At 72.8% G+C, this 19,105-nt stretch carries 19 protein-coding genes; 11 read left to right on the forward strand and 8 right to left on the reverse strand.

Annotated elements, in window-relative coordinates; translation table 11 throughout:
- Nucleotides 1-37: 37 nt before the first annotated feature.
- Together ACZ4O3_RS37555 and ACZ4O3_RS37560 are read right to left on the reverse strand one after the other, a co-directional pair.
- Nucleotides 38-985: an ornithine cyclodeaminase family protein gene (locus ACZ4O3_RS37555; RefSeq protein ID WP_467726674.1), complete on the reverse strand. Its 948-nt coding sequence runs from the start codon at nucleotides 983-985 to the stop codon at nucleotides 38-40.
- Nucleotides 986-990: 5 nt separating this feature from the next.
- Complete coding sequence (locus ACZ4O3_RS37560) at nucleotides 991-1,752, reverse strand: IclR family transcriptional regulator (RefSeq protein ID WP_362729349.1); 762 nt, start codon at nucleotides 1,750-1,752, stop codon at nucleotides 991-993.
- Nucleotides 1,753-1,937: 185 nt separating this feature from the next.
- Between ACZ4O3_RS37560 and ACZ4O3_RS37565 the strand changes: the two genes are divergently transcribed.
- Together ACZ4O3_RS37565 and ACZ4O3_RS37570 are read left to right on the forward strand one after the other, a co-directional pair.
- Nucleotides 1,938-3,251 carry an amidohydrolase family protein gene (locus ACZ4O3_RS37565; protein ID WP_467726676.1) on the forward strand — a complete coding sequence of 438 codons (1,314 nt, stop codon included), beginning with the start codon at nucleotides 1,938-1,940 and terminating at the stop codon, nucleotides 3,249-3,251.
- Nucleotides 3,248-4,333 carry a dipeptidase gene (locus ACZ4O3_RS37570; RefSeq protein ID WP_467726678.1) on the forward strand — a complete coding sequence of 362 codons (1,086 nt, stop codon included), beginning with the start codon at nucleotides 3,248-3,250 and terminating at the stop codon, nucleotides 4,331-4,333. The genes ACZ4O3_RS37565 and ACZ4O3_RS37570 overlap by 4 nt, the downstream gene beginning before the upstream one ends.
- Before the next feature lie 256 nt (nucleotides 4,334-4,589).
- On the opposite strand, the gene ACZ4O3_RS37575 is transcribed toward ACZ4O3_RS37570, so the two are convergent.
- Nucleotides 4,590-5,798: an MFS transporter gene (locus ACZ4O3_RS37575; RefSeq protein ID WP_467726679.1), complete on the reverse strand. Its 1,209-nt coding sequence runs from the start codon at nucleotides 5,796-5,798 to the stop codon at nucleotides 4,590-4,592.
- A 115-nt stretch (nucleotides 5,799-5,913) separates the two neighbouring features.
- Between ACZ4O3_RS37575 and ACZ4O3_RS37580 the strand changes: the two genes are divergently transcribed.
- Nucleotides 5,914-6,495, forward strand: coding sequence for a TetR/AcrR family transcriptional regulator (locus ACZ4O3_RS37580; RefSeq protein WP_362732581.1), 582 nt, complete (start codon nucleotides 5,914-5,916; stop codon nucleotides 6,493-6,495).
- Nucleotides 6,496-6,518: 23 nt separating this feature from the next.
- On the opposite strand, the gene ACZ4O3_RS37585 is transcribed toward ACZ4O3_RS37580, so the two are convergent.
- Together ACZ4O3_RS37585 and ACZ4O3_RS37590 are read right to left on the reverse strand one after the other, a co-directional pair.
- Nucleotides 6,519-7,376, reverse strand: a complete 858-nt coding sequence (locus ACZ4O3_RS37585; protein WP_467726681.1) for a DMT family transporter — start codon at nucleotides 7,374-7,376, stop codon at nucleotides 6,519-6,521.
- Between the two features lie 142 nt (nucleotides 7,377-7,518).
- The gene (locus tag ACZ4O3_RS37590; RefSeq protein WP_362715169.1) at nucleotides 7,519-9,291 is read right to left on the reverse strand and encodes an ABC transporter ATP-binding protein; all 1,773 of its coding nucleotides are present in this window, start codon (nucleotides 9,289-9,291) and stop codon (nucleotides 7,519-7,521) included.
- A 207-nt stretch (nucleotides 9,292-9,498) separates the two neighbouring features.
- On the opposite strand from ACZ4O3_RS37590, the gene ACZ4O3_RS37595 reads away from it, so the two are divergent.
- The 4 genes from ACZ4O3_RS37595 to ACZ4O3_RS37610 all read left to right on the forward strand — a co-directional run bounded on the left by ACZ4O3_RS37595 (nucleotide 9,499) and on the right by ACZ4O3_RS37610 (nucleotide 11,839).
- Complete coding sequence (locus ACZ4O3_RS37595; RefSeq protein ID WP_362715166.1) at nucleotides 9,499-9,762, forward strand: DUF2630 family protein; 264 nt, start codon at nucleotides 9,499-9,501, stop codon at nucleotides 9,760-9,762.
- Between the two features lie 172 nt (nucleotides 9,763-9,934).
- Nucleotides 9,935-10,840: an amidohydrolase family protein gene (locus tag ACZ4O3_RS37600; RefSeq protein WP_467726683.1), complete on the forward strand. Its 906-nt coding sequence runs from the start codon at nucleotides 9,935-9,937 to the stop codon at nucleotides 10,838-10,840.
- Nucleotides 10,841-11,113: 273 nt separating this feature from the next.
- Nucleotides 11,114-11,359, forward strand: a complete 246-nt coding sequence (locus ACZ4O3_RS37605; RefSeq protein WP_362715160.1) for a hypothetical protein — start codon at nucleotides 11,114-11,116, stop codon at nucleotides 11,357-11,359.
- 192 nt (nucleotides 11,360-11,551) lie between these two features.
- Nucleotides 11,552-11,839, forward strand: coding sequence for a hypothetical protein (locus ACZ4O3_RS37610; protein ID WP_362715157.1), 288 nt, complete (start codon nucleotides 11,552-11,554; stop codon nucleotides 11,837-11,839).
- 710 nt (nucleotides 11,840-12,549) lie between these two features.
- On the opposite strand, the gene ACZ4O3_RS37615 is transcribed toward ACZ4O3_RS37610, so the two are convergent.
- Entirely contained in the window at nucleotides 12,550-13,179 is a 630-nt protein-coding gene (locus ACZ4O3_RS37615; RefSeq protein WP_362715154.1) for a TetR/AcrR family transcriptional regulator, read from the reverse strand.
- 83 nt (nucleotides 13,180-13,262) lie between these two features.
- On the opposite strand from ACZ4O3_RS37615, the gene ACZ4O3_RS37620 reads away from it, so the two are divergent.
- The 4 genes from ACZ4O3_RS37620 to ACZ4O3_RS37635 are packed head-to-tail and all read left to right on the forward strand — an operon-like array spanning nucleotide 13,263 to nucleotide 17,303.
- Complete coding sequence (locus tag ACZ4O3_RS37620; RefSeq protein WP_362715151.1) at nucleotides 13,263-14,075, forward strand: sugar phosphate isomerase/epimerase family protein; 813 nt, start codon at nucleotides 13,263-13,265, stop codon at nucleotides 14,073-14,075.
- Nucleotides 14,075-15,193: a Gfo/Idh/MocA family protein gene (locus ACZ4O3_RS37625; protein WP_362715148.1), complete on the forward strand. Its 1,119-nt coding sequence runs from the start codon at nucleotides 14,075-14,077 to the stop codon at nucleotides 15,191-15,193. The genes ACZ4O3_RS37620 and ACZ4O3_RS37625 overlap by 1 nt, the downstream gene beginning before the upstream one ends.
- Complete coding sequence (locus tag ACZ4O3_RS37630) at nucleotides 15,190-16,293, forward strand: Gfo/Idh/MocA family protein (RefSeq protein ID WP_362715145.1); 1,104 nt, start codon at nucleotides 15,190-15,192, stop codon at nucleotides 16,291-16,293. The genes ACZ4O3_RS37625 and ACZ4O3_RS37630 overlap by 4 nt, the downstream gene beginning before the upstream one ends.
- Nucleotides 16,290-17,303, forward strand: a complete 1,014-nt coding sequence (locus ACZ4O3_RS37635; RefSeq protein ID WP_467726686.1) for a sugar phosphate isomerase/epimerase family protein — start codon at nucleotides 16,290-16,292, stop codon at nucleotides 17,301-17,303. Before ACZ4O3_RS37630 ends, ACZ4O3_RS37635 begins: the two co-directional genes overlap by 4 nt.
- Nucleotides 17,304-17,311: 8 nt before the next feature.
- Here the strand turns inward: ACZ4O3_RS37635 and ACZ4O3_RS37640 are convergent, their stop codons facing one another.
- Nucleotides 17,312-17,755: a universal stress protein gene (locus ACZ4O3_RS37640; RefSeq protein WP_467726688.1), complete on the reverse strand. Its 444-nt coding sequence runs from the start codon at nucleotides 17,753-17,755 to the stop codon at nucleotides 17,312-17,314.
- A gap of 137 nt (nucleotides 17,756-17,892) precedes the next feature.
- Complete coding sequence (locus ACZ4O3_RS37645; protein WP_362715136.1) at nucleotides 17,893-19,092, reverse strand: PP2C family protein-serine/threonine phosphatase; 1,200 nt, start codon at nucleotides 19,090-19,092, stop codon at nucleotides 17,893-17,895.
- Nucleotides 19,093-19,105 lie beyond the last annotated feature (13 nt).

Below are 19,105 nucleotides of genomic sequence, written 5' to 3' on the forward strand. Positions count from 1 at the left end.
GGATTCCCGCCGAACGCCGGGGCTGCCGTCCGGCCCGTCACAGGTCCACGCGCACGCCCCAGCCCTGTTCGAGTGCCACCTCGTAGGCCACCCGGACCGCCGCGACGTCGAGAGCCGCGTGGCCTGTGGACTTGAAGACGGTGAGCGCGTCGGTGTCACCGTCCCGGCCGGGACGGGTGCCGTCCAGGACGGACCCGAGGAGGGTCAACGGCCGTCCGGGGGCGAGGTCCTGGAATTCATGGGCGCCCGCCGGCGGGGGCGAGCCGGCCGCGCCGGTCCACTCGGCGAACAGGATCGCGTCCCGCACGGTCCCCGCGTCCAGTTCGGGTCCCCCGGAGCCGCCGACGGACGAGACATGGGTGCCGGGAGCGAGCCACTCGCGGCGGATGACGGGCGCGGTAGCGCCGGTGCAGCAGAACACCACGTCGGCCGCGCGCACCGCGTCCTCGACACCGGGGGCGACCCGGGCGCCGGGAAACAGCGCGGCCGCCGCGCGGGCCCGCAGCGGGTCACGGCCGGCCACCGTCACCCGGGCCCCCGGCAGCACCGCCGCGAGCAACGCCAGCTGAGCGCGTGCCTGCGCGCCGGTCCCGACCACGGCCACCCGGCCGAGGCCGGGCCGTACCGCCAGTGCCAGTGCGCCGCGGGTGGCGACCGCCGCGGTGCGGACCTCGGTCAGCGGCTCGCCGTCCACGAGCGCCAGCGCCCGTCCGTCGTGCTCGTCGAACAGCGCCACCAGACCCCGGTGGAAGCTGCGTCCGGGGTGGCCGGGATCGGCGGTCACGGTCACCAGCTTCGCGGCCGCCCCGAGCCCCGGGACCCAACCGGGCATCGCGCCCAGCAGGCCGGTCGGGGTGAGTGCGGCGATCCGCGGCGGGACGGAGACCTCCTCGCGGGCGACGGAGACCAGGGCCCGGCCCACCGCGTCCAGGACGGCGTCCGGGCGCAGCGCGGCGGCCGTCTGGCGGCGGTCCAGAACCAGCATGCCGCTCACCGGCCCGCCTCCGGCGCCCCGGCGGTCAGGGCCGTCACCAACTCGTCGGTGGCCGCGCGCAGCTCCCGCTCCACAAAGGCGAGTCCCGGCCCGTCGAACTCGGCGTCCGGCCCTACGACCGTCACCGCGCAGACCGGCGCGCCGGGGTCGGCCACCACCGCCCGGCTGACCGAGGCGACCAGCTTGTCGTTACGGCCGCGCTCCACGGCCGCACCGGTCCGCTCCACCTCGGCCAACTCCCTCGCCACGTCGGCGGCGTTCTCGGCAAGTCCGGCCAGCCACCTCCTCCTCGCGTCCGGTTCCAGCGCGGCGACCAGGGCCAGCGGCCCGGCGAACCGCCGGAGCGGCAGCAACTCGTCCCGCAAGTGGCTGATCATGGCCAGCCGCTCGGGCCTGACCACGTCGATCACCCGGGCGCCGCCCTCCTCCAGCACCTGGAGGTTGACCATCATCGAGGTCGCGGCGGACAACCGTTCCAGTACCGGACGGGCCAGCGCGGTCAGCGAGTTACCCGCGGCCGAGGCGGACATCCGGAGCACGGCGGCACCGGGCAGATAACGGTCACCGGCCCGCAGTACCCAGCCCCGCCGGACCAGGTCCAGCAGGATCCGGTAGGCGGTGGCGCGGTGCAGGCCCACCTCGGCGGCCAGATCGGTCAGCCGCACCGGGTGCGGTGCGCGGGAAACGGCCTCGACCAGGTCGAGCGCCTTGTCCACGGCGGACCTGGACGGTGCCGCGGCATGGGGTGAGACGGGCATGACGGCGGTTCTTCCCTCTCGTCCACGGTGCGGCCGCGGGCCGCGGCGTCCGGGCGCTGACCTGTCCGGTCCGGGTCCTTGCGGTGATCCGCCGGTCACGGAGTACAGTACTTTGCGTTTTCATCACACGAAACAGCTGTTACGTAGAGCGTAACAGCACACGATCTCGCGGACCGAAGGTGACCATGACCGACCTGCCCCCGGGTGCCCCGACCCCCTGGGCCGCACCACCCGCCGGAACCGTCACGGTCTACCGCGGCGCCACCCTCTTCGACGGCACCGGTGCCCGGCCCCGCCCGGACACCACGATCGTCACGGACGGCGCCCGGATCCACACCGTCACCGGGGACGGCGACCCGCTGCCCCCGGTCGCGGCCGGCGCACCCCGAGTCGACCTCGCCGGGCGGTTCGTGGTCCCCGGCCTGATCGACACCCACCAGCACCTGGCCACCCCGCCGGACCGGCCCGTGGCCGAGGCGGTGCTCCGGCGCCTGGTGCACAGCGGGGTCACCGCCGTCCGCGACATGGCCGACGACCTGCGGCAGATCGGCGACCTCGCCCGGGCCGCCCTGGTCGGCGAGATCCCCGGCCCCGACATCCGCTACGCGGCGCTCATGGCCGGGCCCTCCTTCTTCGACGACCCGCGCACCCACGAGGTCTGCCGGGGTGCCGTGCCCGGCGCCGTCCCCTGGATGCAGGCCGTCACCCCCGGCACCGACCTCACGATCGCCGTCGCCCTGGCCCGTGGCACCCACGCCGCCGCGATCAAGGTCTACGCCGACCTGGACGCCGCGACCGTCGCCGCCGTCACCGCCGAGGCTCACCGGCAGGGCATCGCCGTCTGGGCGCACGCCGCCGTCTTCCCGGCCGGGCCCGGCGAGGTCGTCGGCGCGGGCGTGGACAGTGTCTCCCACGTCACCCTGCTCCCCTTCGAGGACCCCACCGAGCCGCTGAGCAGCTACCGGACCAAACCCCCGGTGGACCACGACCGTTTCGCCGCGGGCGACGACGCGAAACTGGACGCCCTCTTCGCCGAGATGCGCCGCCGCGGGACCGTTCTCGACGCCACCGCGTCCATGTGGACCAGCGACGAACTCCGGGGAGACACCGCCGAGTCCGCCGAACGCGCCCGCCGTAACGCCGAGTTGGCAGCCGCGGTCACAGCACAGGCGCACCGCGCCGGAGTCGGCGTGTGCACCGGCACGGATGTCGAGACCGACCTCGCCGACCCGTTCCCCGCGCTCTACGGCGAACTCGCCTTCCTCGTCGACCGATGCGGCATCCCGGCCGCCGACGTCCTGCGCTCGGCGACCCTGGTCGGCGCCAGGGCCGCCGGCACCGAGGCGGACATGGGCAGCGTCGAAGCCGGCAAGCTCGCCAACTTCGCGGTCCTGGACGAGGACCCGCTCAGGGACATCGCCAACCTGCGCACCCTCACCCTCACCGTGAAACGCGGCCGCCGCTTCGACCGCGCCGACTTCGAGAAGGACGCCCGGTGACCGCCCTCGCCCACCCGATGATCGTCAACGCGCTGGGACAGCTCGACAACCCCAACACTCCCGCCGCCCGGGCCGCCGCCACGCAGCTCAACCCCGACAGCGGTCAACTCGCCGTCGACGCCCGGGCGATCGCCGAGGCCAGGGCCTCCGGCCTGACCGCCGTCAACATCACCCTCGGCTACACCATGGGCGACCTGCCGCCGTACGAGCACACACTCGACGAGATAGCGGTCTGGGACGCGATCCTCGACGCCCACCCGGCCGACCTGCTCAAGGTCCGTACGGCCGCCGACATCCGACGCGCCCACCGTGAGCGGCGGATCGGCGTCATCTACGGCTTCCAGAACGCCGTCGCCGTCGGCGAGGACCCCGCCCTCGTGGACAGCCGTGTCGCGGGCTTCGCGGAGGCCGGTGTGCGGATCGTCCAGCTCACCTACAACCAGGCCAACCACCTCGGTGACGGATCCATGGCCGCCGCCAACCGGGGCCTGACCCCGTTCGGCCGCCGGGTGGTCGACGCCCTCAACCACCACCACCTGATGGTCGACCTCTCGCACAGCGGGGAGAACACCTGCCTGGACGCGGCCCGGTACTCCCGGCAGCCGGTGTCGGTCAACCACACCGGCTGCCGTGCCCTGGCCGACCTGCCGCGCAACAAGACGGACGAGGAACTCCGCCTGGTCGCCGACCGGGGCGGGTTCGTCGGCATCTACTTCATGCCCTTCCTCAACCCGACCGGGCACGCCACCGCCGCCGACGTCGTGGACCACATCGTGCACGCCGTCGACGTCTGCGGCGAGGACCACGTCGGCATCGGCACCGACGGCAGCGTCACCGCCGTGGACGACCTCGACGCCTACCGCGCGGCTCTCGCCGAACACGTCGCCGCCCGCCGGGCGGCCGGCGTCGGCGCGGCCGGCGAGCGGGCGGACACCTACCCCTTCGTCGTGGACCTGCGCGGCGTCGAGCAGTTCCGCGACCTGATCCGCCTCCTGGAGAAGCGCGGCTACCGCTCCGGACGCATCGAGAAGATCCTCGGCCGCAACTTCCTCGACTACGCCGACCGTGTCTGGACGGCCTGAGGACCGGCCGCTCGGCGGAGCCGGGGGACGGCCCGACCGACGGCGGCTGCGTCACCGCTCCCGCTCCGGGCGACGGCGGCGGCCCACGCCTTCGGGTGGCCGTCGGCCGGCGCGTTCCCCGACGTCTTCCGGCGGCCCGCCGGTCACACCCCGGGGTCCTGTCCGGCGCGTGACGGTCACGGTGACCCGCGCGGTGGCGGCGGGCCGCTCCGGCCGTCACCGGCGAGGGACCGGTGGCCGGCTCCGGTACGGGCGTTCACCCGCGGGCCGGCTCCACCTCCCGTGCCTCCCGTGCCTCCCGCGACGAGCGGGCCGCGGGGGTGGCGAACACGGCGGCCACCACCAGGGCGAGCACCAGGATCAGCGCGTGCCGCAGCCCGAAGCGCTCACCGAGGTAGCCGAGGGAGGGCGGCCCCACCAGGAAGGCGACATAGCCGACGGTCGCGGCGAGCGCGACGCGGGCGGCGGAGTCGGTACCGGAGTCGCCCGCCGCGGAGAGCGCGACGGGGAACCCGAGCGACGCCCCGAGACCCCACAGGACAGCGGCGGCAGCCGCCACGGCCTGGTTGTCGACGAAGATCACCAGGGCCAGTCCCGAGGCCCCCACGAGCGCGCTCCCGCACAGTGCCGCCGCCCGTCCGAACCGGTCGACGAAGCGTCCGCCGACGAAGCGTCCGAGGGTCATCGCGGCCGCGAACACGGCGTACACCGCCGAGCCGAGTGCGGCGTCGAAACCGTGACCGTCCACCATGACCAGCGGCAGCCAGTCGTTCGCGGTGCCCTCGGCCATGGCGAGGGCCAGGATCACGCAGCCGATGAGCAGCAGCGCGGGGTCCTTCCACACCGCGGCGGCCCGTGCCGTGCCCCGCTCGCGGCGCTCGGCAGCCGTCCGCCGGCCCACCTCGGCGGGGACGCTCCGGATGACCAGGGCGAGTGCCGCCAGGACCACGGCCGCGACCGTGACGAGGTGGACGAGCACCGGGAAGCCGACAGCCGTCAGACACATGCCGGCGACCGCGCCGACGACGGTACCGAGGCTGAAGAAGCCGTGCATGGCGGGCATCGTGGAGCGGCCGAGCAGCCGCTCCACCTCCGCGCCCTCCACGTTGAGGGCCACCTCGCCGCCGCCCATGCCGAGACCGAACAGTCCGAGGCCCAGGGCGACACCGAGGTCCGCGCCGGCGCCGGCTCCGACGCCGATCAGGGCGGCACCCGCGGCGATGGCCGCCGTGCCGGCGAGTACGACGAGCCGGGCACCCCAGCGGGCGACCAGCGCGCCCGAGCACAGGATGCCCGCCATGGAGCCGACCGAGAGCCCGGACAGGATCAGCCCCATCTGCGCGGTGGAGGCACCGAGCAGGTCCCGCACGTCCGGGGTGCGGGTGACCCAGGAGGAGATGGTCAGGCCGGGTGCGAAGAACAGGACGAAGACGGCGGTACGACGCCGGGCGGGGTCGGCGGTCATGGGTGGTGGCTCCAGATGTGCCCGATGGGTCCCTGCATGAGTCTGTACGAATGTACACACTGCGCTGTACGACCGTACACACCCGGGGCCGGTCGACCCGTGGCAGATTGAGGGCGTGACCGGCACACGACGCGAGATCCCGAACGACCCCGGACGCAAGGAGCGCATTCTGGATGCGGCCCTCGACGTGATCGCCGAGGGCGGGGTGCACACGACCACCCATCGCAAGATCGCGGCGCGGGCGCAGGTCCCGCTCGGCTCGCTGACCTACTACTTCGACGGCATGGCGGACCTGCTGGCGCAGGCCTTCGCCCGCCTGTCCGACACCATGTCCCAGCTCTACCGGCGGAGTCTGCAGTCGGCCGCCTCCAGGGCCGACGCCGAGGCGGCCGTCGTCGAGCTGATCTGCGGACCGGCGTACGCCACGGAACGCGACATGACGCTCATCTTCGAGATGTACGCGTACGCCAACCACAACGAGGCGGTGTCCGCGACCACCCGGACCTGGCTCGAACGCAGCCGGGACAGCCTCGCCCTGCACTTCACGCCCGGCGTGTCCCGGGCGCTCGACGCGCTCATCGAGGGCTGGCCGATGCACCGCGCCTTCGACGAGGCACCCCTGGACCGGCGCCTGGTCGCCGAGACCGTGCACGCGATCGTCACCGCCGCCCCGAGGCTCACCGCCGACGGCACCTGAACCGGCCCCCACCCCACGGCCTCTCAGTGCACGACGTCCGCCAGGTGAGGGACGACGCGGGTCAGCCGGACCACGCCCCACGCGATCAGCCCGGCGCCGAGCAGCTCGGGCAGCAGCCACCAGCCGGTGCGCACCGACTCGCCGAACAGGGCGACGCCCAGGAGCAGGCTCACCGCCGCGTCGCCGATCGTCAGCGCGGGCTGGGAGGCGACGAGCGGACCGGCCTGCAGCGCGTTCTCCAGGAGCAGCAGTGCCGCGACGCCGGCGAGCGCGAAGCCGTAGGTCTGCCAGGTGGTGAGGAAGGCCCGCAGGCCCGAGTCGGCGAGCCGGCCGGTGGCCGACTTCATCAGCGCCGCCGTCAGCGCGTTGCCGACCGCCGCACCCGACGCCAGGGCCGCCGCCCGGAACAGCGGCGACGACGAGGACCGTTCGAGGACCACGGCGCCGACGATGACGCCCACGGTGAGCGCCAGGGCCGGGATCCAGCGCTGCATGGACGCCTGCTCCCGGCCGCCGGACGGGGCCGCCGCGCCGAGCAGGAGCGCCAGGCCGGCCACCACCACCGCGACCGCCCACCAGCCCTGCGGGTTCGGCCGCCGGTGCAGCAGCGGCACCGCGATCAGCAGGGCGAACGGCAGCTCCAGCATGAACAGCGGCTGGACCAGCGCCATCGGTCCGTTCACCAGCGCCAGCGCCTGGAACACCGCCGCCCCCGTGACACCGGCGATGCCGATGGCCCAGGCGGGTCGCCGTGTCAGGGCGAGCAGCAGGCGCACCCCGCCCCTGCCGGGGAGGGCCGATGCCGCCTTGCGCTGGAAGGCCGTGCCCGTCGCATTGCTGACGGCACCCAGGACGGCGAAGAGCACGGCGAGCACCATCATGTTTCCAGCATGCCGTGAGCGGGCGCCGCGCTCTCTTCGAGTCCGTCACCAGAGCCGCCCGCGGTCGCCCCGGTCTCCCGCATGCCGGTAGCCGGATTCCGCGGACCAAAACGCCGGGACCGCGCGTCCCGGGCTCCTCCGGTCAGGCCACCTGGCCACCGTGCAGTGCGCGGTAGGCACCGCCCCGGTGCAGCAGTTCCTCGTGGGTGCCGATCTCGCGGATGCGGCCGTCGTCCATCACCACGATGCGGTCGGCACCGCGCACGGTGGACAGCCGGTGGGCCACCACGAAGGTGGTACGGCCGCGCAGCAGACGGGTAAGGGCCTGCTGCACCAGCGCCTCCGAGCGGGTGTCCAGCGCCGAGGTGGCCTCGTCCAGCACCAGGACCCGCGGATCACGGATCAAGGCCCGGGCGATGGCCAGACGTTGGCGCTGCCCACCGGAGAGCCGGGCGCCGCGCTCGCCGACCACGGTGTCCAGACCCAGCGGGAGCTCGTCCACGAACTCCAGCGCGTTGGCGTCGCGCAGCGCCGCGCGAACCGCCCCTTCGTCGGCCTCGTCCTCCATGCCGTAGGCGACGTTCTCCCGGACCGTGCCGTCGAAGAGGATCGACTCCTGCGGGACGACCGAGACGAACCGCCGGTAGGTGCGCAGATCCAGGCCGCTCATGTCGGTGCCGTCCAGGAGCAGCCGGCCGGCGGTGGGCCGGATGAACCCTATGACGAGGTTGAGCACGGTGGACTTGCCGGCGCCCGAGGCGCCCACCAGGGCGACGGTCTCGCCCGGCACCACGTCGAGGGTGAAGTCCGCGACGGCCTCGCGGCCGGAGTCCTCGTAGCCGAAGCCGACCCGGTCGAACACGACGGCGCCGCGGACGGCGGTGACCTCCGCCCGGCCCTCGTTGTCCTCCAGTTCGGGCGCCTGCAGCACCTCGCCGACCGAACGCACCGACTCCAGTCCCTTGGTGACGACCGGGGCCAGACTCGTGAGCGTCGTCGTGGAGTTGGTGAGGGTGGTCAGAAAGGCGCTGAGCATGACGACGTCACCGGCGGAGACACCCCACACGCCGTAGTACGACACCAGCGCGGCGGCGGCGAGCACCGCGACGCCGATCACGTTGAGGACCACCCAGGCCAGCGAACCGAACCGGCCGTTGACCAGGTCCAGACGCATCCCGGAGGTGAGCAGCCTGCTGAGGGTGCCGTCCATGCGGCGCAGCGCCTTGCCCTCCAGGCCATGGGCGCGGGTGACCGGGATGAGCCGCGTCATCTCGGTCACCCGGGAGGACAGCGTCTCCACCTCGTGCCGGAAGTGCTCGTTGTGCGCCCGCAGCCGCGACCGGAGCCGGGCCACGAGCACCGTCGCGCCCGGCACCACGACGAGGAAGACGGGCAGGAACTCCGGTGTGCGGACGCCGATGATCACCAGCCCGCCGGTCAGCACGGTCAGCGCGCCCAGACCCTGTTCGGCGGTCTGCTGGACCATCTGCTCGACGGTCTCGACGTCCCGTACGACCTTGGCCTGGAGGACACCGGCACTGACCCGGGAGTGGTAGCCGATGGACAGCTGCTGCATGCGGGTGCACAGCGCGGAGCGCAGCGTGGTGCCCATACGGCGGACGCTGCCGTAGAGGAGCCGCACGTACAGCACGTGCAGCGGGTAGTTGACCAGCAGGATCGCCATGATGGTCCCGACGGCCGTCCAGAGCCGGGAGATCTCCCGGTGCTGCACGACCGTGTCGACGACCGACGCGGTGATCAGCGGCAGGAGCCAGACGGGGCTGTGCTTGACGGTGAACACGAGGACCGCAGCCGTCAGGCTGCGGCGGTCGGCGCGCAACAGGTACAGCAGGGTGCGGACGGGATGTTCGCCCCGGTAGCGGTGGTCGAGCGGTCGTTCCGACGTCGACGCCATCGGCGATGGTCCTCCCTGCGCTTCCGGCTCTCGGCAACCGCTTTCCGCCGGTCACCGTACACCCGGCACCCGCCGGCCACACAGATACGGTCGACCGACCGATGCGGGTGGGGGCCGAGTGGGAGAAGGTGGGGGAGAGGGGCGGACCGAACGGCGTGCGCCCTGTCGTTGTCGCGATCCACTCCGTCGTCCGGAAAAGAGGCAGCCATGACGGGATCAGAGGCCGAGGCCGAGCAGCGGATACTCGGCCGCATCACGGAAATGATCAGCCAGGAGAGGGACCTGCGTGAGCGCCTCGCGCAGGAGGAGACCGACGGGACGATCGAGCACGCCCGCCTGGCACACCTGGAGACCGAACTCGACCAGTGCTGGGACCTGCTCCGGCAGCGCCGGGCCAGGGTCGCGGCGGGACAGGACCCGACGGAGGCGACTGTCCGTCCGGCGTCCGAGGTGGAGGGCTATCTGTCCTGAGGGCCGCCCGGGCCGGGGCCCGAGGGGAGACGGCCGCACGCGGCACCGTCTGACGGGCCGTGCGGACGGTGCCCCGCGCGACGGGGTGCCGTCCGCACGGCGGAACGGACGTGGCCGGAACCGGGCCGGACCGGGGCTGGACTCCGCGTTCACCAGCACCGATCGTGGCGGTATGAACGATCACCGCACAGCACCGGTCGGCCCCGCGGAGGCCGCCGAGGTACGCCGGTTCCAGGAGCGGCTCGGGCTGCCCGGACTGGTCGACGTCCACACGCACTTCATGCCCGAGCGGGTTCTGCACAAGGTCTGGAACTACTTCGACACCAACGGGCCCCTGCTCGGGGGACTGGAGTGGCCGATCACCTACCGGCAGGAGGAGGCGGAACGCACCGCCCTGCTCCGGGAGTTCGGCGTCCGGGCCTTCACCGCGATGCTCTACCCGCACAAGCCCGGCATGGCGGCGTGGCTGAACGCGTGGGCGGCGGACTTCGCCCGGCGTACCCCGGACTGCCTGCACACCGCGACCCTGTACCCCGAACCGGGCGTGGAGACCTATGTCCGCGAGGCCGTCGAAGGGGGCGCCCGGGTCTTCAAGGCGCATGTACAGGTGGGGGCGTACGACCCGGCCGACGAACTCCTGCGGCGGACCTGGGGACTGCTGGCCGACGCCGGGATTCCCGTGGTGATCCACTGCGGTTCCGGTCCCGCGCCCGGCAAGCACACCGGCCCCGACGCGATCGCGCGGGTGCTGGCGCGGCACCCGAGGCTGCGGCTGATCGTGGCGCACATGGGGATGCCCGAGTACGCGGACTTCCTCGGCCTCGCCGAGCGGTACGAGGAGGTGCGGCTGGACACGACGATGGCGTTCACCGACTTCACCGAGGAGTTCATGCCGTTCCCGCACGGCGACCTGCCCCGGGTCGCGGACCTGGGCGACCGGATCCTGCTCGGCTCCGACTTCCCCAACATCCCCTATCCGTACCTCCACCAGCTGCACGCGCTGGAGCGTCTGGACCTCGGCCGGGAGTGGCTGCGGGCGGTGTGCCACGACAACGCGGCCCGGTTGTTCGGACTGTGACCGGCCCACGGACACCGCACCCGGTCAGGCCTGCGGAGGCAGGGGGCACGGGGGCTGCGACGACGGCGACGCCCGCCTCCTGCCTCCCGCAGAGGGAGATCGGCTCCGTCGGGGTGACCGGCCCGCCGCTGTGGTCGGTCAGGGCGACGGGCTGCCGATGACCCTCCCGCTCTGCGGGCACGAAGTCGGGTGACGGTCTCGCGGCTCAGCAGGACGACACGGTCGTCGTGCGAGGCATCGGGCGGGAGCGCGGCGAGGAACTCCCCTCACGGCGTGGGGATGTTCGCCGAGATCGGCGGCGAGGGTCCTGCGGTGGGCCGGCAGGGAGACGAGGAGCCGGTCTCCGGCCCGGTCGTACCGGGCCCGGAGATCGTCGGGCTGCAGGTGGAACACGCCGGCCTCGCCTTCGTGCACCCGGCTCAACAGCACACAGACCATGCGCTCGGACGGGTCGGCGGACATCTGGTCGACGTCCGGGACCACGTGCCGAATCCGGGTCGTGCGAGGGAATCGCGCTGATCCACATGCGGGCGGAGCCGTCCAGGGCGGGCCTTGGAACACACGGCTCCGCCCATGCCGCCGGCCGACCGGCGGTTGCGCCGAACGCCGAAGTCGCCCGTTTGGGGGACGCCCGGATGCGATACGTACACGCTTGCGTACGGTCGGTTACAAGGCCGGGATGTGCCGGCCTGCCAAGCCGGGAGGTTCGTCATGCGTCGCATCGGCTCGACACTCGCCACCCTCGCCGCCGCCGGAGTACTCGCACTCGCCGTTCCTGGCTCCGCCTTCGCCGCGAACGGGTTCCTCGCGATCGACGGAGTCCATCACGACAACCCGAGGGGCTGCTTCGAGATAACTCATCTCTCGACCGTCCTCAACTTCACGGACACACCCGCCTTCGTCCACAACGTCCCGGGCTGCGCGGACGGGCCCATCCAGATCATTCCTCCGGGGCTGGCAGTGCAGGTGCCCGGCACGCACAGCATCTTCATGGGCTGACCGGTCGCAGGTCTTCCGTCCTGCCTGTCGGCGGAGCCCGTCACCAGGTGCTTGAACGCGCGTGAACCGGGTTGATCGAGACGGGGGAGCGAGACGGGCCCGTCGGGCGCCCGTAGTCAGTGCTCTCGCCCGATCTCCGGCCGTGAGCATGATCGGTGAGTACCCGCGCGTCACGGCTCGGGTGATCCGCGATCCCGGCTGGGCCCTGCACTTCTCGGTCCCGGTGGTTACCGTCCGCGCTGGATCTCGTGCGTGGAGTGACGGGCTTCGTGGGGTCGAAGTGACGCCAAAGTCCCTGTCCCCGGAGGATCGTGGCAAGCTTCCGTACCCGTCTGACCCTGGTCGGCTCCGCCGCCGCTCCCGCCGCCCTGGCCCCCGCACGAGTCGTCGGCGCGCAACGGGCCGCCGCGGGCGGGCTTCCAGTGGGTTGCCCTGGGCGATTACTGCACCGCCGGGGTCATCCCGGCCGCAGGTGACACCTTCGAAGTCCCCCGCGACGGCTGCGAGCGCACCGACCAGTCCTGCCGACGGCCAGGATGCTGGCGTGCGGGCCCTTCTCATGGAGATGGGCGAGCATCTGGTCGTACTCGCGGCGGCCTTGACCAGCCTGCCCAGGACGCCGCCGGCTTCGTCAACCTCTACGACTCCTCCGGGACCGCCATCGCCCCGAACCGACCCGCGCGTTCCCACCGTCGGGCGAACCGCCGGGGCTAGGGCAGTTCGACGCTGATGAGGCCGCGCAGCAGCTTGCGCAGGTGGTCCGGCATGTCGATGGCGTCCGGGCTGAGCAGCCACTGGATCTGCAGGCCGTCGATGAACGCGATCAGGTCCGCAGCCAGCCCCGACGCGTCCACGTGCGGGCGCAGCAGACCGCGTCGCACCAGGTCGTCGACGGCCAACTGCATCTGCCGGCGGGTGCGTTCGTAGCGTGCGACGAAATACGGACGCGCCGGGTGGTCCGCCGCGGTCGCCTCGCTGGACAGCACGGCGAACAGGCTCACGATCAGCGGGTTGGCCTGATTGTGCGCGAGCAGCCGGATCATGCTGGCGAAGTACTCCAGGCCGTCGCGGTTGACCGCGCCCGACCCGAAGAAGTGCGCGTCGTCCTGGCGTTCCCGTTCCTCCAGGACCGCTTCGAGCAGCGACTCCTTCGTCGGGAAGTGGTGGAGCAGCCCGGCGCGCGACACGTCGCAGGCCGCGGCGAGCTGGACCATGCTCGCGTTGCGGTAGCCGACCTGCCCGAACGCGGTGAACGCGGCCTCGATGATCTGGGCGCGCCGGCGCTCCCCCTTGGGGTAGTTCCGTGGGGCCGTCCCCTGCCGAGCGGTCGCCTTTGCCATACGGAAATGTTAGACGCCCTCTAGAAACCAGCACCCCTGTCGGTATTCTGTTGTGCGGCCGTCCGCCCCGAGAGGAGTCCAACATGTCGACACCACGGTTGTCGGTGCAGCTCTACTCCGTCCGCCACGCTCTGGAAGCCGACGAAGACGCGGCCCTGGGCCGCCTCGCCGCCCTGGGCCTGAGGAACGTCGAGGCCTTCGGCTTCGTGCGGCGCGCCGGTGAACTGGCCGACGCACTCGCCCGGCACGGCCTGTCCGCCCCGACCGGACACGCCGGCTTCCTCTCCCCGGAACGCGCCACCGCCGAGGGGGCACCCGCACCCACCCTCGACGAGACCTTCCGGGCCGCCCGGCGACTGGGCGTGGAGATTCTCTTCGACCCGTTCGTCGCCGCCGACCGGTGGGCCGACGAGACGGAGATCGCCCGTACCGCCGGGCTGCTGAACGAGGCCGCGAAACGCGCCGCCGACCACGGGCTGCGCGTCGGCTACCACAACCACTCGCAGGAGTTCGTCCACACCGTCGCCGGCGTCAACGCCTTCGACCGCTTCGCCGACCTGCTGGCGCCGGAAGTCGCCCTGGAGATAGACCTGTTCTGGGCCTCGGCCGGCGGCTACGACGTCGTGTCGCTGCTGAACCGGCTGGGCTCCCGGGTGCGCGCCCTGCACGTGAAGGACGGCCCGGTCATCGAGGACCCGTTCACCTCCGGCGCCCCCTTCGACGCCGCCGACACCCGCCAGGTCCCGGCAGGCCGGGGAGAGATACCGCTCGACGCCTCGCTGGCCGCCGCCCCGGACGCCGAGTACGCGATCATCGAGTTCGACCACTACGACGGTGACATCTTCGAAGGCGTCGCGGCGGGCGTCGCCTACCTCAACGGGAAGGGCGTCGCCTGATGGCCGCACAGCACCCGGTCGGCGTCGGCCTCATCGGCGCCGGCAACATCAGCGACCAGTACCTGACCAACCTCACCCAGTTCCCCGACCTTCGCGTCGCCGTCGTGGGCGACCTCGACACCGGGCGCGCCGAGACCCAGGCCCGCAAGTACGGGATCGAGGAGTGGGGCACCGCCGCGGACGTCCTCGCCCACCGGGACGTCGACATCGTCGTCAACCTCACCGTCCCCGCCGTCCACGCCGAGGTCAGCTCGGCGATCGTCGCCGCGGGCAAGCACGTCTGGTCCGAGAAGCCCATCGCCGTCGACCGGGGCGACGCCCGCGCCCTGCTCGACCGGGCGGAGGCGGCCGGGCTGCGGGTCGGCGTCGCCCCCGACACCGTGCTCGGCCCCGGACTCCAGACCGCCCTGCGGGCCGTCACCCGCGGGGACATCGGCACCCCGCTGTCCGCCCAGACCGTCATGCAGTACGCGGGACCCGATCTGTGGCACCCCGACCCCGAGTTCCTGTTCGCCAAGGGCGCCGGGCCCCTCTTCGACATGGGGCCCTACTACATCACCGCCCTGGTCTGCCTGTTCGGCTCGGTCGGCCGGGTCGCCGCGGTCGGCTCCACCGCCCGGACGGTGCGCACGGTCCGGAGCGGCCACCGGATGGGCACCGAGTTCGCCGTCGCCGTCCCCACCCATGTGTCCGCGCTCGCCCAGTTCGAGAACGGCGGCGTCGGCCAGAGCGTGTTCAGTTTCGACTCCCCGCTCACCCGCACCGGGTTCGTCGAGATCACCGGCACCGAGGGCACACTGGTGCTGCCCGACCCCAACACCTTCGCGGGCGAGGTGCGGATCACCCGGGTCCAGCAACGCGGCAAGGATCCCGTATGGGAGACGGTCACGCCGGTCGGCATCGAGGCCGGACGCGGACTGGGCGTTCTGGACATGGCCCGGGCCATCCGCGGCCAGGCCCCGCACATCGCCTCCGGCGACCTCGGCTACCACGTCCTGGACACCATGATCTCCATCGACGAGTCCGTCACCTCCGGCGAGACGGTCCAGGTCGCCAGCTCGGCCGGTGAGATACCGCTCGTCCCCGAGGACCGGGACCCCTACGGAGCCACCCTGTGAAGCGGCCTCCGCGTGCCGGGTTCATCGGCGGCGGCTTCATGGCCGCCGTGCACACCCGGGCCAGCCGGGCCGCCCGCGGCCACCTGACCGCTCTGGCGAGCTCGACCTCCGAACGCGCCCAGCGGGCCGCCGAGACCCTCGGTGTCGAACGCTCCGCACCGGACGTCCGCAGCCTCATGGCCGCCGGTGACCTCGACGTCGTCCATGTGTGCAGCCCCAACCGCCTGCACACCGAACACACCCTGGCGGCGCTGGCCGCGGGCGCGCACGTCATCTGCGAGAAGCCCCTGGCCACCACCGTGGCGGACGCCGAACGGCTGGTCCGGGCCGCGCGGGAGGCCGACCGGGTGGCGGCGGTCCCCTTCGTCTACCGCTACCACCCGATGGCCCGCCAGGCCCGCGCCCTCGTGGCGGACGGACAGCTCGGCACCGTTCTCACCCTGGACGCCGGCTACCTCCAGGACTGGCTCCTCGACCCGGAGGACACCAACTGGCGGGCCCACCCGGAGGCGGGCGGCGCCTCCCGTGCCTTCGCCGACATCGGCTCCCACCTCTGCGACCTCGTCGAGTTCGTCTCCGGACAGCGCATCCACCGGCTGGCCGCCCGCACCCGCACCGTCTTCCCCGAGCGCGGCGGCGTCCGCGTCACCAACGAGGACACGGCCGCCCTCCTCGTCGAACTCGGCAACGGGGCACTGGGCACCCTGCTCGTCAGCCAGCTCGCCCCCGGCCGCAAGAACAGCCTCACCCTGGAACTCCACGGCACCCGGCGGAGCGTGCGCTTCGAACAGGAACGCCCCGAAGAACTGTGGATCGGCGCACGGGACGGATCGCGGCTGGTGCTGCGCGACCCGGACACCGCCGCCCCCGACTCGGCCCGAGTGTCGGTACTGCCCCCCGGCCACGCCCTCGGATACCAGGACGCCTTCACGGCGTTCGTCACCGACGTCTACGACGCCGTGCAGGGCGCGAACCCCGAGGGCATGCCGACGTTCGCCGACGGACTGCGCGCGGCACGGCTCACCGAGGCCGTGCTGGCCTCCGCCGCCGGCCGCGGCACCTGGATCGAGACCGCACCCGCGACGGAGGACCGCACATGACCGCAGCCACCCACCCCGTCACCCTGTTCACCGGTCAGTGGGCCGACCTCCCCTTCGAGGAGGTCGCCCGCCTCGCCGCCGAGTGGGGCTACGACGGCCTTGAGATCGCCGCTTCGGGCGACCACCTCGACCTCAGGCGCGCCGACGAGGACGACGCCTACGCGGCATCCCGCCTGGAGATCCTGGACCGGCACGGGCTCACGGTCCACGCCATCTCCAACCACCTGGCGGGACAGGCCGTCTGCGACGCGCCCATCGACTTCCGCCACCGGGCGATCCTGCGCCCGTACGTGTGGGGCGACGGAGACGCCGAAGGAGTACGGCAGCGGGCCGCCGAGGACATGAAGCGCGCCGCGCGGGTCGCCCGCAAGCTGGGCGTGAACACCGTCGTCGGTTTCACCGGCTCCGCCATCTGGCCCTACGTCGCCATGTTCCCGCCGGTGCCGGCCGCCGTCATCGAGGCCGGGTACGAGGACTTCGCCACCCGCTGGAACCCGATCCTCGACGTGTTCGACGCGGAGGGAGTGCGCTTCGCCCACGAGGTGCACCCCGGTGAGATCGCGTACGACTACTGGACCAGCGTCCGGACACTGGAGGCGATCGGTCACCGTGAGGCCTTCGGCTTCAACTGGGACCCCAGCCACATGATGTGGCAGAACATCGACCCGGTCGGGTTCATCACCGACTTCAAGGACCGCATCTACCACGTCGACTGCAAGGACACCCGGCTGCGCCCGCGCAACGGCCGGGCCGGCGTCCTCGGCTCCCACCAGGCGTGGGGCGATCCGCGCCGGGGCTGGGACTTCGTCTCCACCGGTCACGGCGACGTCCCCTGGGAGGACGCCTTCCGCGCCCTGGAGTCCATCGGCTACGACGGACCCATCTCCGTCGAATGGGAGGACGCGGGCATGGACCGCCTGCACGGGGCCGCGGAGGCGGTGACCTTCGTCCGCTCGCTGCTGTGGCCCGTGCCGAAGGCGTCCTTCGACGCCGCCTTCAGCAACCAGTAGCCACCGGGTCAGGACGGTTCGGAGCGCACGATCACCACCGGGCAGGAGGCGTGCTGGGACACGTGCTGGCTGACGGAACCGAGCAGGGCGCGGGCGAACCCGCCGCGCCCCCTGCTGCCGACGACCAGCGCCTCGGCGCCCTGCGCGGCTCGCAGCAGGACGTCCGCGGCGTTGCCGTGCACCAGGTGCGCGGTGACCTGACCGGCGGAGTCCGGGCCCAGCACTCCGGTCAGCTCCTGCCGCATCCGCTGCCGGGCCTCGTCCGCGTCGAAGTCCATGTCCACGGCGGGCCCGGACCAGTTCTGCAGCCCCGGCAGCTCCCAGGCGGCGATCGCCTCCACGGCGCCGCCGACGAGACCGGCGTAGCGGACGGCCCAGCGCAGGGCGGCGTACGAGGCCGGTGAACCGTCGACCCCCACGACGATCCTCGCCACGGCCGCCTCCCCGTCCATGTGTCCCACCTCTCCGCCGGCTTCGTGCCACCGGCCGTGTGCCTCCACGCTGCGGGAGGCGCAGGTCTCCCGCCAGACATGCACCGCCAGGCGCATGACCCGCGACCGGGCGCGCCGGAGTCCGGGGGCACGGTCGTCTATCCGGCCGCGCTCCCGTCGGCCGGAGGCGGCTGCCATTCGAGGAGCACGATCGTCGCGTCGTCCTTCAGCCGGCTGGTCTCCGCGTCGAGGATCGAGTGGATCAGCCGCCGCAGGGTCTCCGGAGCCAGTTCCCCGGCGGCGGTGGCCCGGATGACGTAGTCGGCGAACCGCCTGAGCCCGAACAACTCCCCGTCCGGCATGCGGGCCTCGGTGACTCCGTCGGTGTAGAGCAGGACCCGGTCGCCGGGCCGCAGCGCCGCCTCGTGGATCCGGCGCTCGCGGCCGGCCAGCAGATGCGGCAGCCCCAGCGGAGGATCCGGATCACGTGCCAGGGCGTCGGTCAGCAGTTGCTGGTCGCGGATGAGGAGCGGGGAGGGGTGCCCGCAGTTGCACCACCGCAGCACGCCCGTGTCGAGGTCGAGCTGGGTCAGGACGGCTGTGGAGAACTGGTCCGGCAGCCATTCGGCGAGCGCCTCGTCGACGGTCCGCACCTGCTCCGGCAGGTCGGCACCGACCCGGCGGGCGTTGCGGCAGGCCGCCAGCGAGAGGGCACTGGTGAGTCCGGAGGCGAGGTTGTGCCCCATGGAGTCGAGGACGCTCGCATGCAGCGTCGCATCGGTCAGCGCGTGGTCGAAGGCGTCGCCGCCGATCTCGTAGGCGGGTTCGAGGACGGCCGTGGAGACGACGCGGGCGTCCCCGATGGTCCGCGGTGGCAGGAACGCGCGGAGCAGTTCGGACGGCAGCCGCATCCGTTCGGTGCGGGTGCGCCGGACGAAGGAGTCCTTGTAGGCGCGCCGGGAGGTGACCATCATCGCCACCAGGGTGGCCAGTGCCCTGCCGCGGGTCAGCGCGGCGGCGGAGAGGGCGGGCGTGTGCACGGCCAGGACGCCCAGCCGCTCGGCGCCGTCGATGAGCGGGAACCAGGCGGTCATCATGCCGCTCCCGGACGGCTCGACCCGCAGCGACTGCGTACGGTACGTCCATCCCGCCAGCGAGTCGTCGATGGGCAGGACCGGGGCCACGTCCGTGAGCGGGACCAGATGCCGCTGCTGGAGATCGGCGAGGTAGGCGACGGCGTGATGGAGCCCGAGAGCCCTGGCGCAGCGGGACAGGGCGGGGGCGAGGTCCTCGGTCTTGCTGACGGCGTCGGCCAGGAACTCCTGCAGCGCGTCGTCACCGGAATCCGACGTCACCACGTGCCCTCGCCTC

This window comes from Streptomyces sp. NPDC026515 (genome assembly GCF_055567595.1).

Coding starts and splice junctions, on each gene's coding strand:
- ACZ4O3_RS37555 (WP_467726674.1), bottom strand. CDS start 985: ATGCTGGTTCTGGACCGCCGCCAGACGGCCGCCGCGCTGCGCCCGGAC.
- ACZ4O3_RS37610 (WP_362715157.1), top strand. CDS start 11,552: ATGCGTCGCATCGGCTCGACACTCGCCACCCTCGCCGCCGCCGGAGTA.
- ACZ4O3_RS37615 (WP_362715154.1), bottom strand. CDS start 13,179: ATGGCAAAGGCGACCGCTCGGCAGGGGACGGCCCCACGGAACTACCCC.
- ACZ4O3_RS37560 (WP_362729349.1), bottom strand. CDS start 1,752: ATGCCCGTCTCACCCCATGCCGCGGCACCGTCCAGGTCCGCCGTGGAC.
- ACZ4O3_RS37565 (WP_467726676.1), top strand. CDS start 1,938: ATGACCGACCTGCCCCCGGGTGCCCCGACCCCCTGGGCCGCACCACCC.
- ACZ4O3_RS37590 (WP_362715169.1), bottom strand. CDS start 9,291: ATGGCGTCGACGTCGGAACGACCGCTCGACCACCGCTACCGGGGCGAA.
- ACZ4O3_RS37635 (WP_467726686.1), top strand. CDS start 16,290: ATGACCGCAGCCACCCACCCCGTCACCCTGTTCACCGGTCAGTGGGCC.
- ACZ4O3_RS37620 (WP_362715151.1), top strand. CDS start 13,263: ATGTCGACACCACGGTTGTCGGTGCAGCTCTACTCCGTCCGCCACGCT.
- ACZ4O3_RS37600 (WP_467726683.1), top strand. CDS start 9,935: ATGAACGATCACCGCACAGCACCGGTCGGCCCCGCGGAGGCCGCCGAG.
- ACZ4O3_RS37575 (WP_467726679.1), bottom strand. CDS start 5,798: ATGACCGCCGACCCCGCCCGGCGTCGTACCGCCGTCTTCGTCCTGTTC.
- ACZ4O3_RS37595 (WP_362715166.1), top strand. CDS start 9,499: ATGACGGGATCAGAGGCCGAGGCCGAGCAGCGGATACTCGGCCGCATC.
- ACZ4O3_RS37625 (WP_362715148.1), top strand. CDS start 14,075: ATGGCCGCACAGCACCCGGTCGGCGTCGGCCTCATCGGCGCCGGCAAC.
- ACZ4O3_RS37640 (WP_467726688.1), bottom strand. CDS start 17,755: ATGGACGGGGAGGCGGCCGTGGCGAGGATCGTCGTGGGGGTCGACGGT.
- ACZ4O3_RS37585 (WP_467726681.1), bottom strand. CDS start 7,376: ATGATGGTGCTCGCCGTGCTCTTCGCCGTCCTGGGTGCCGTCAGCAAT.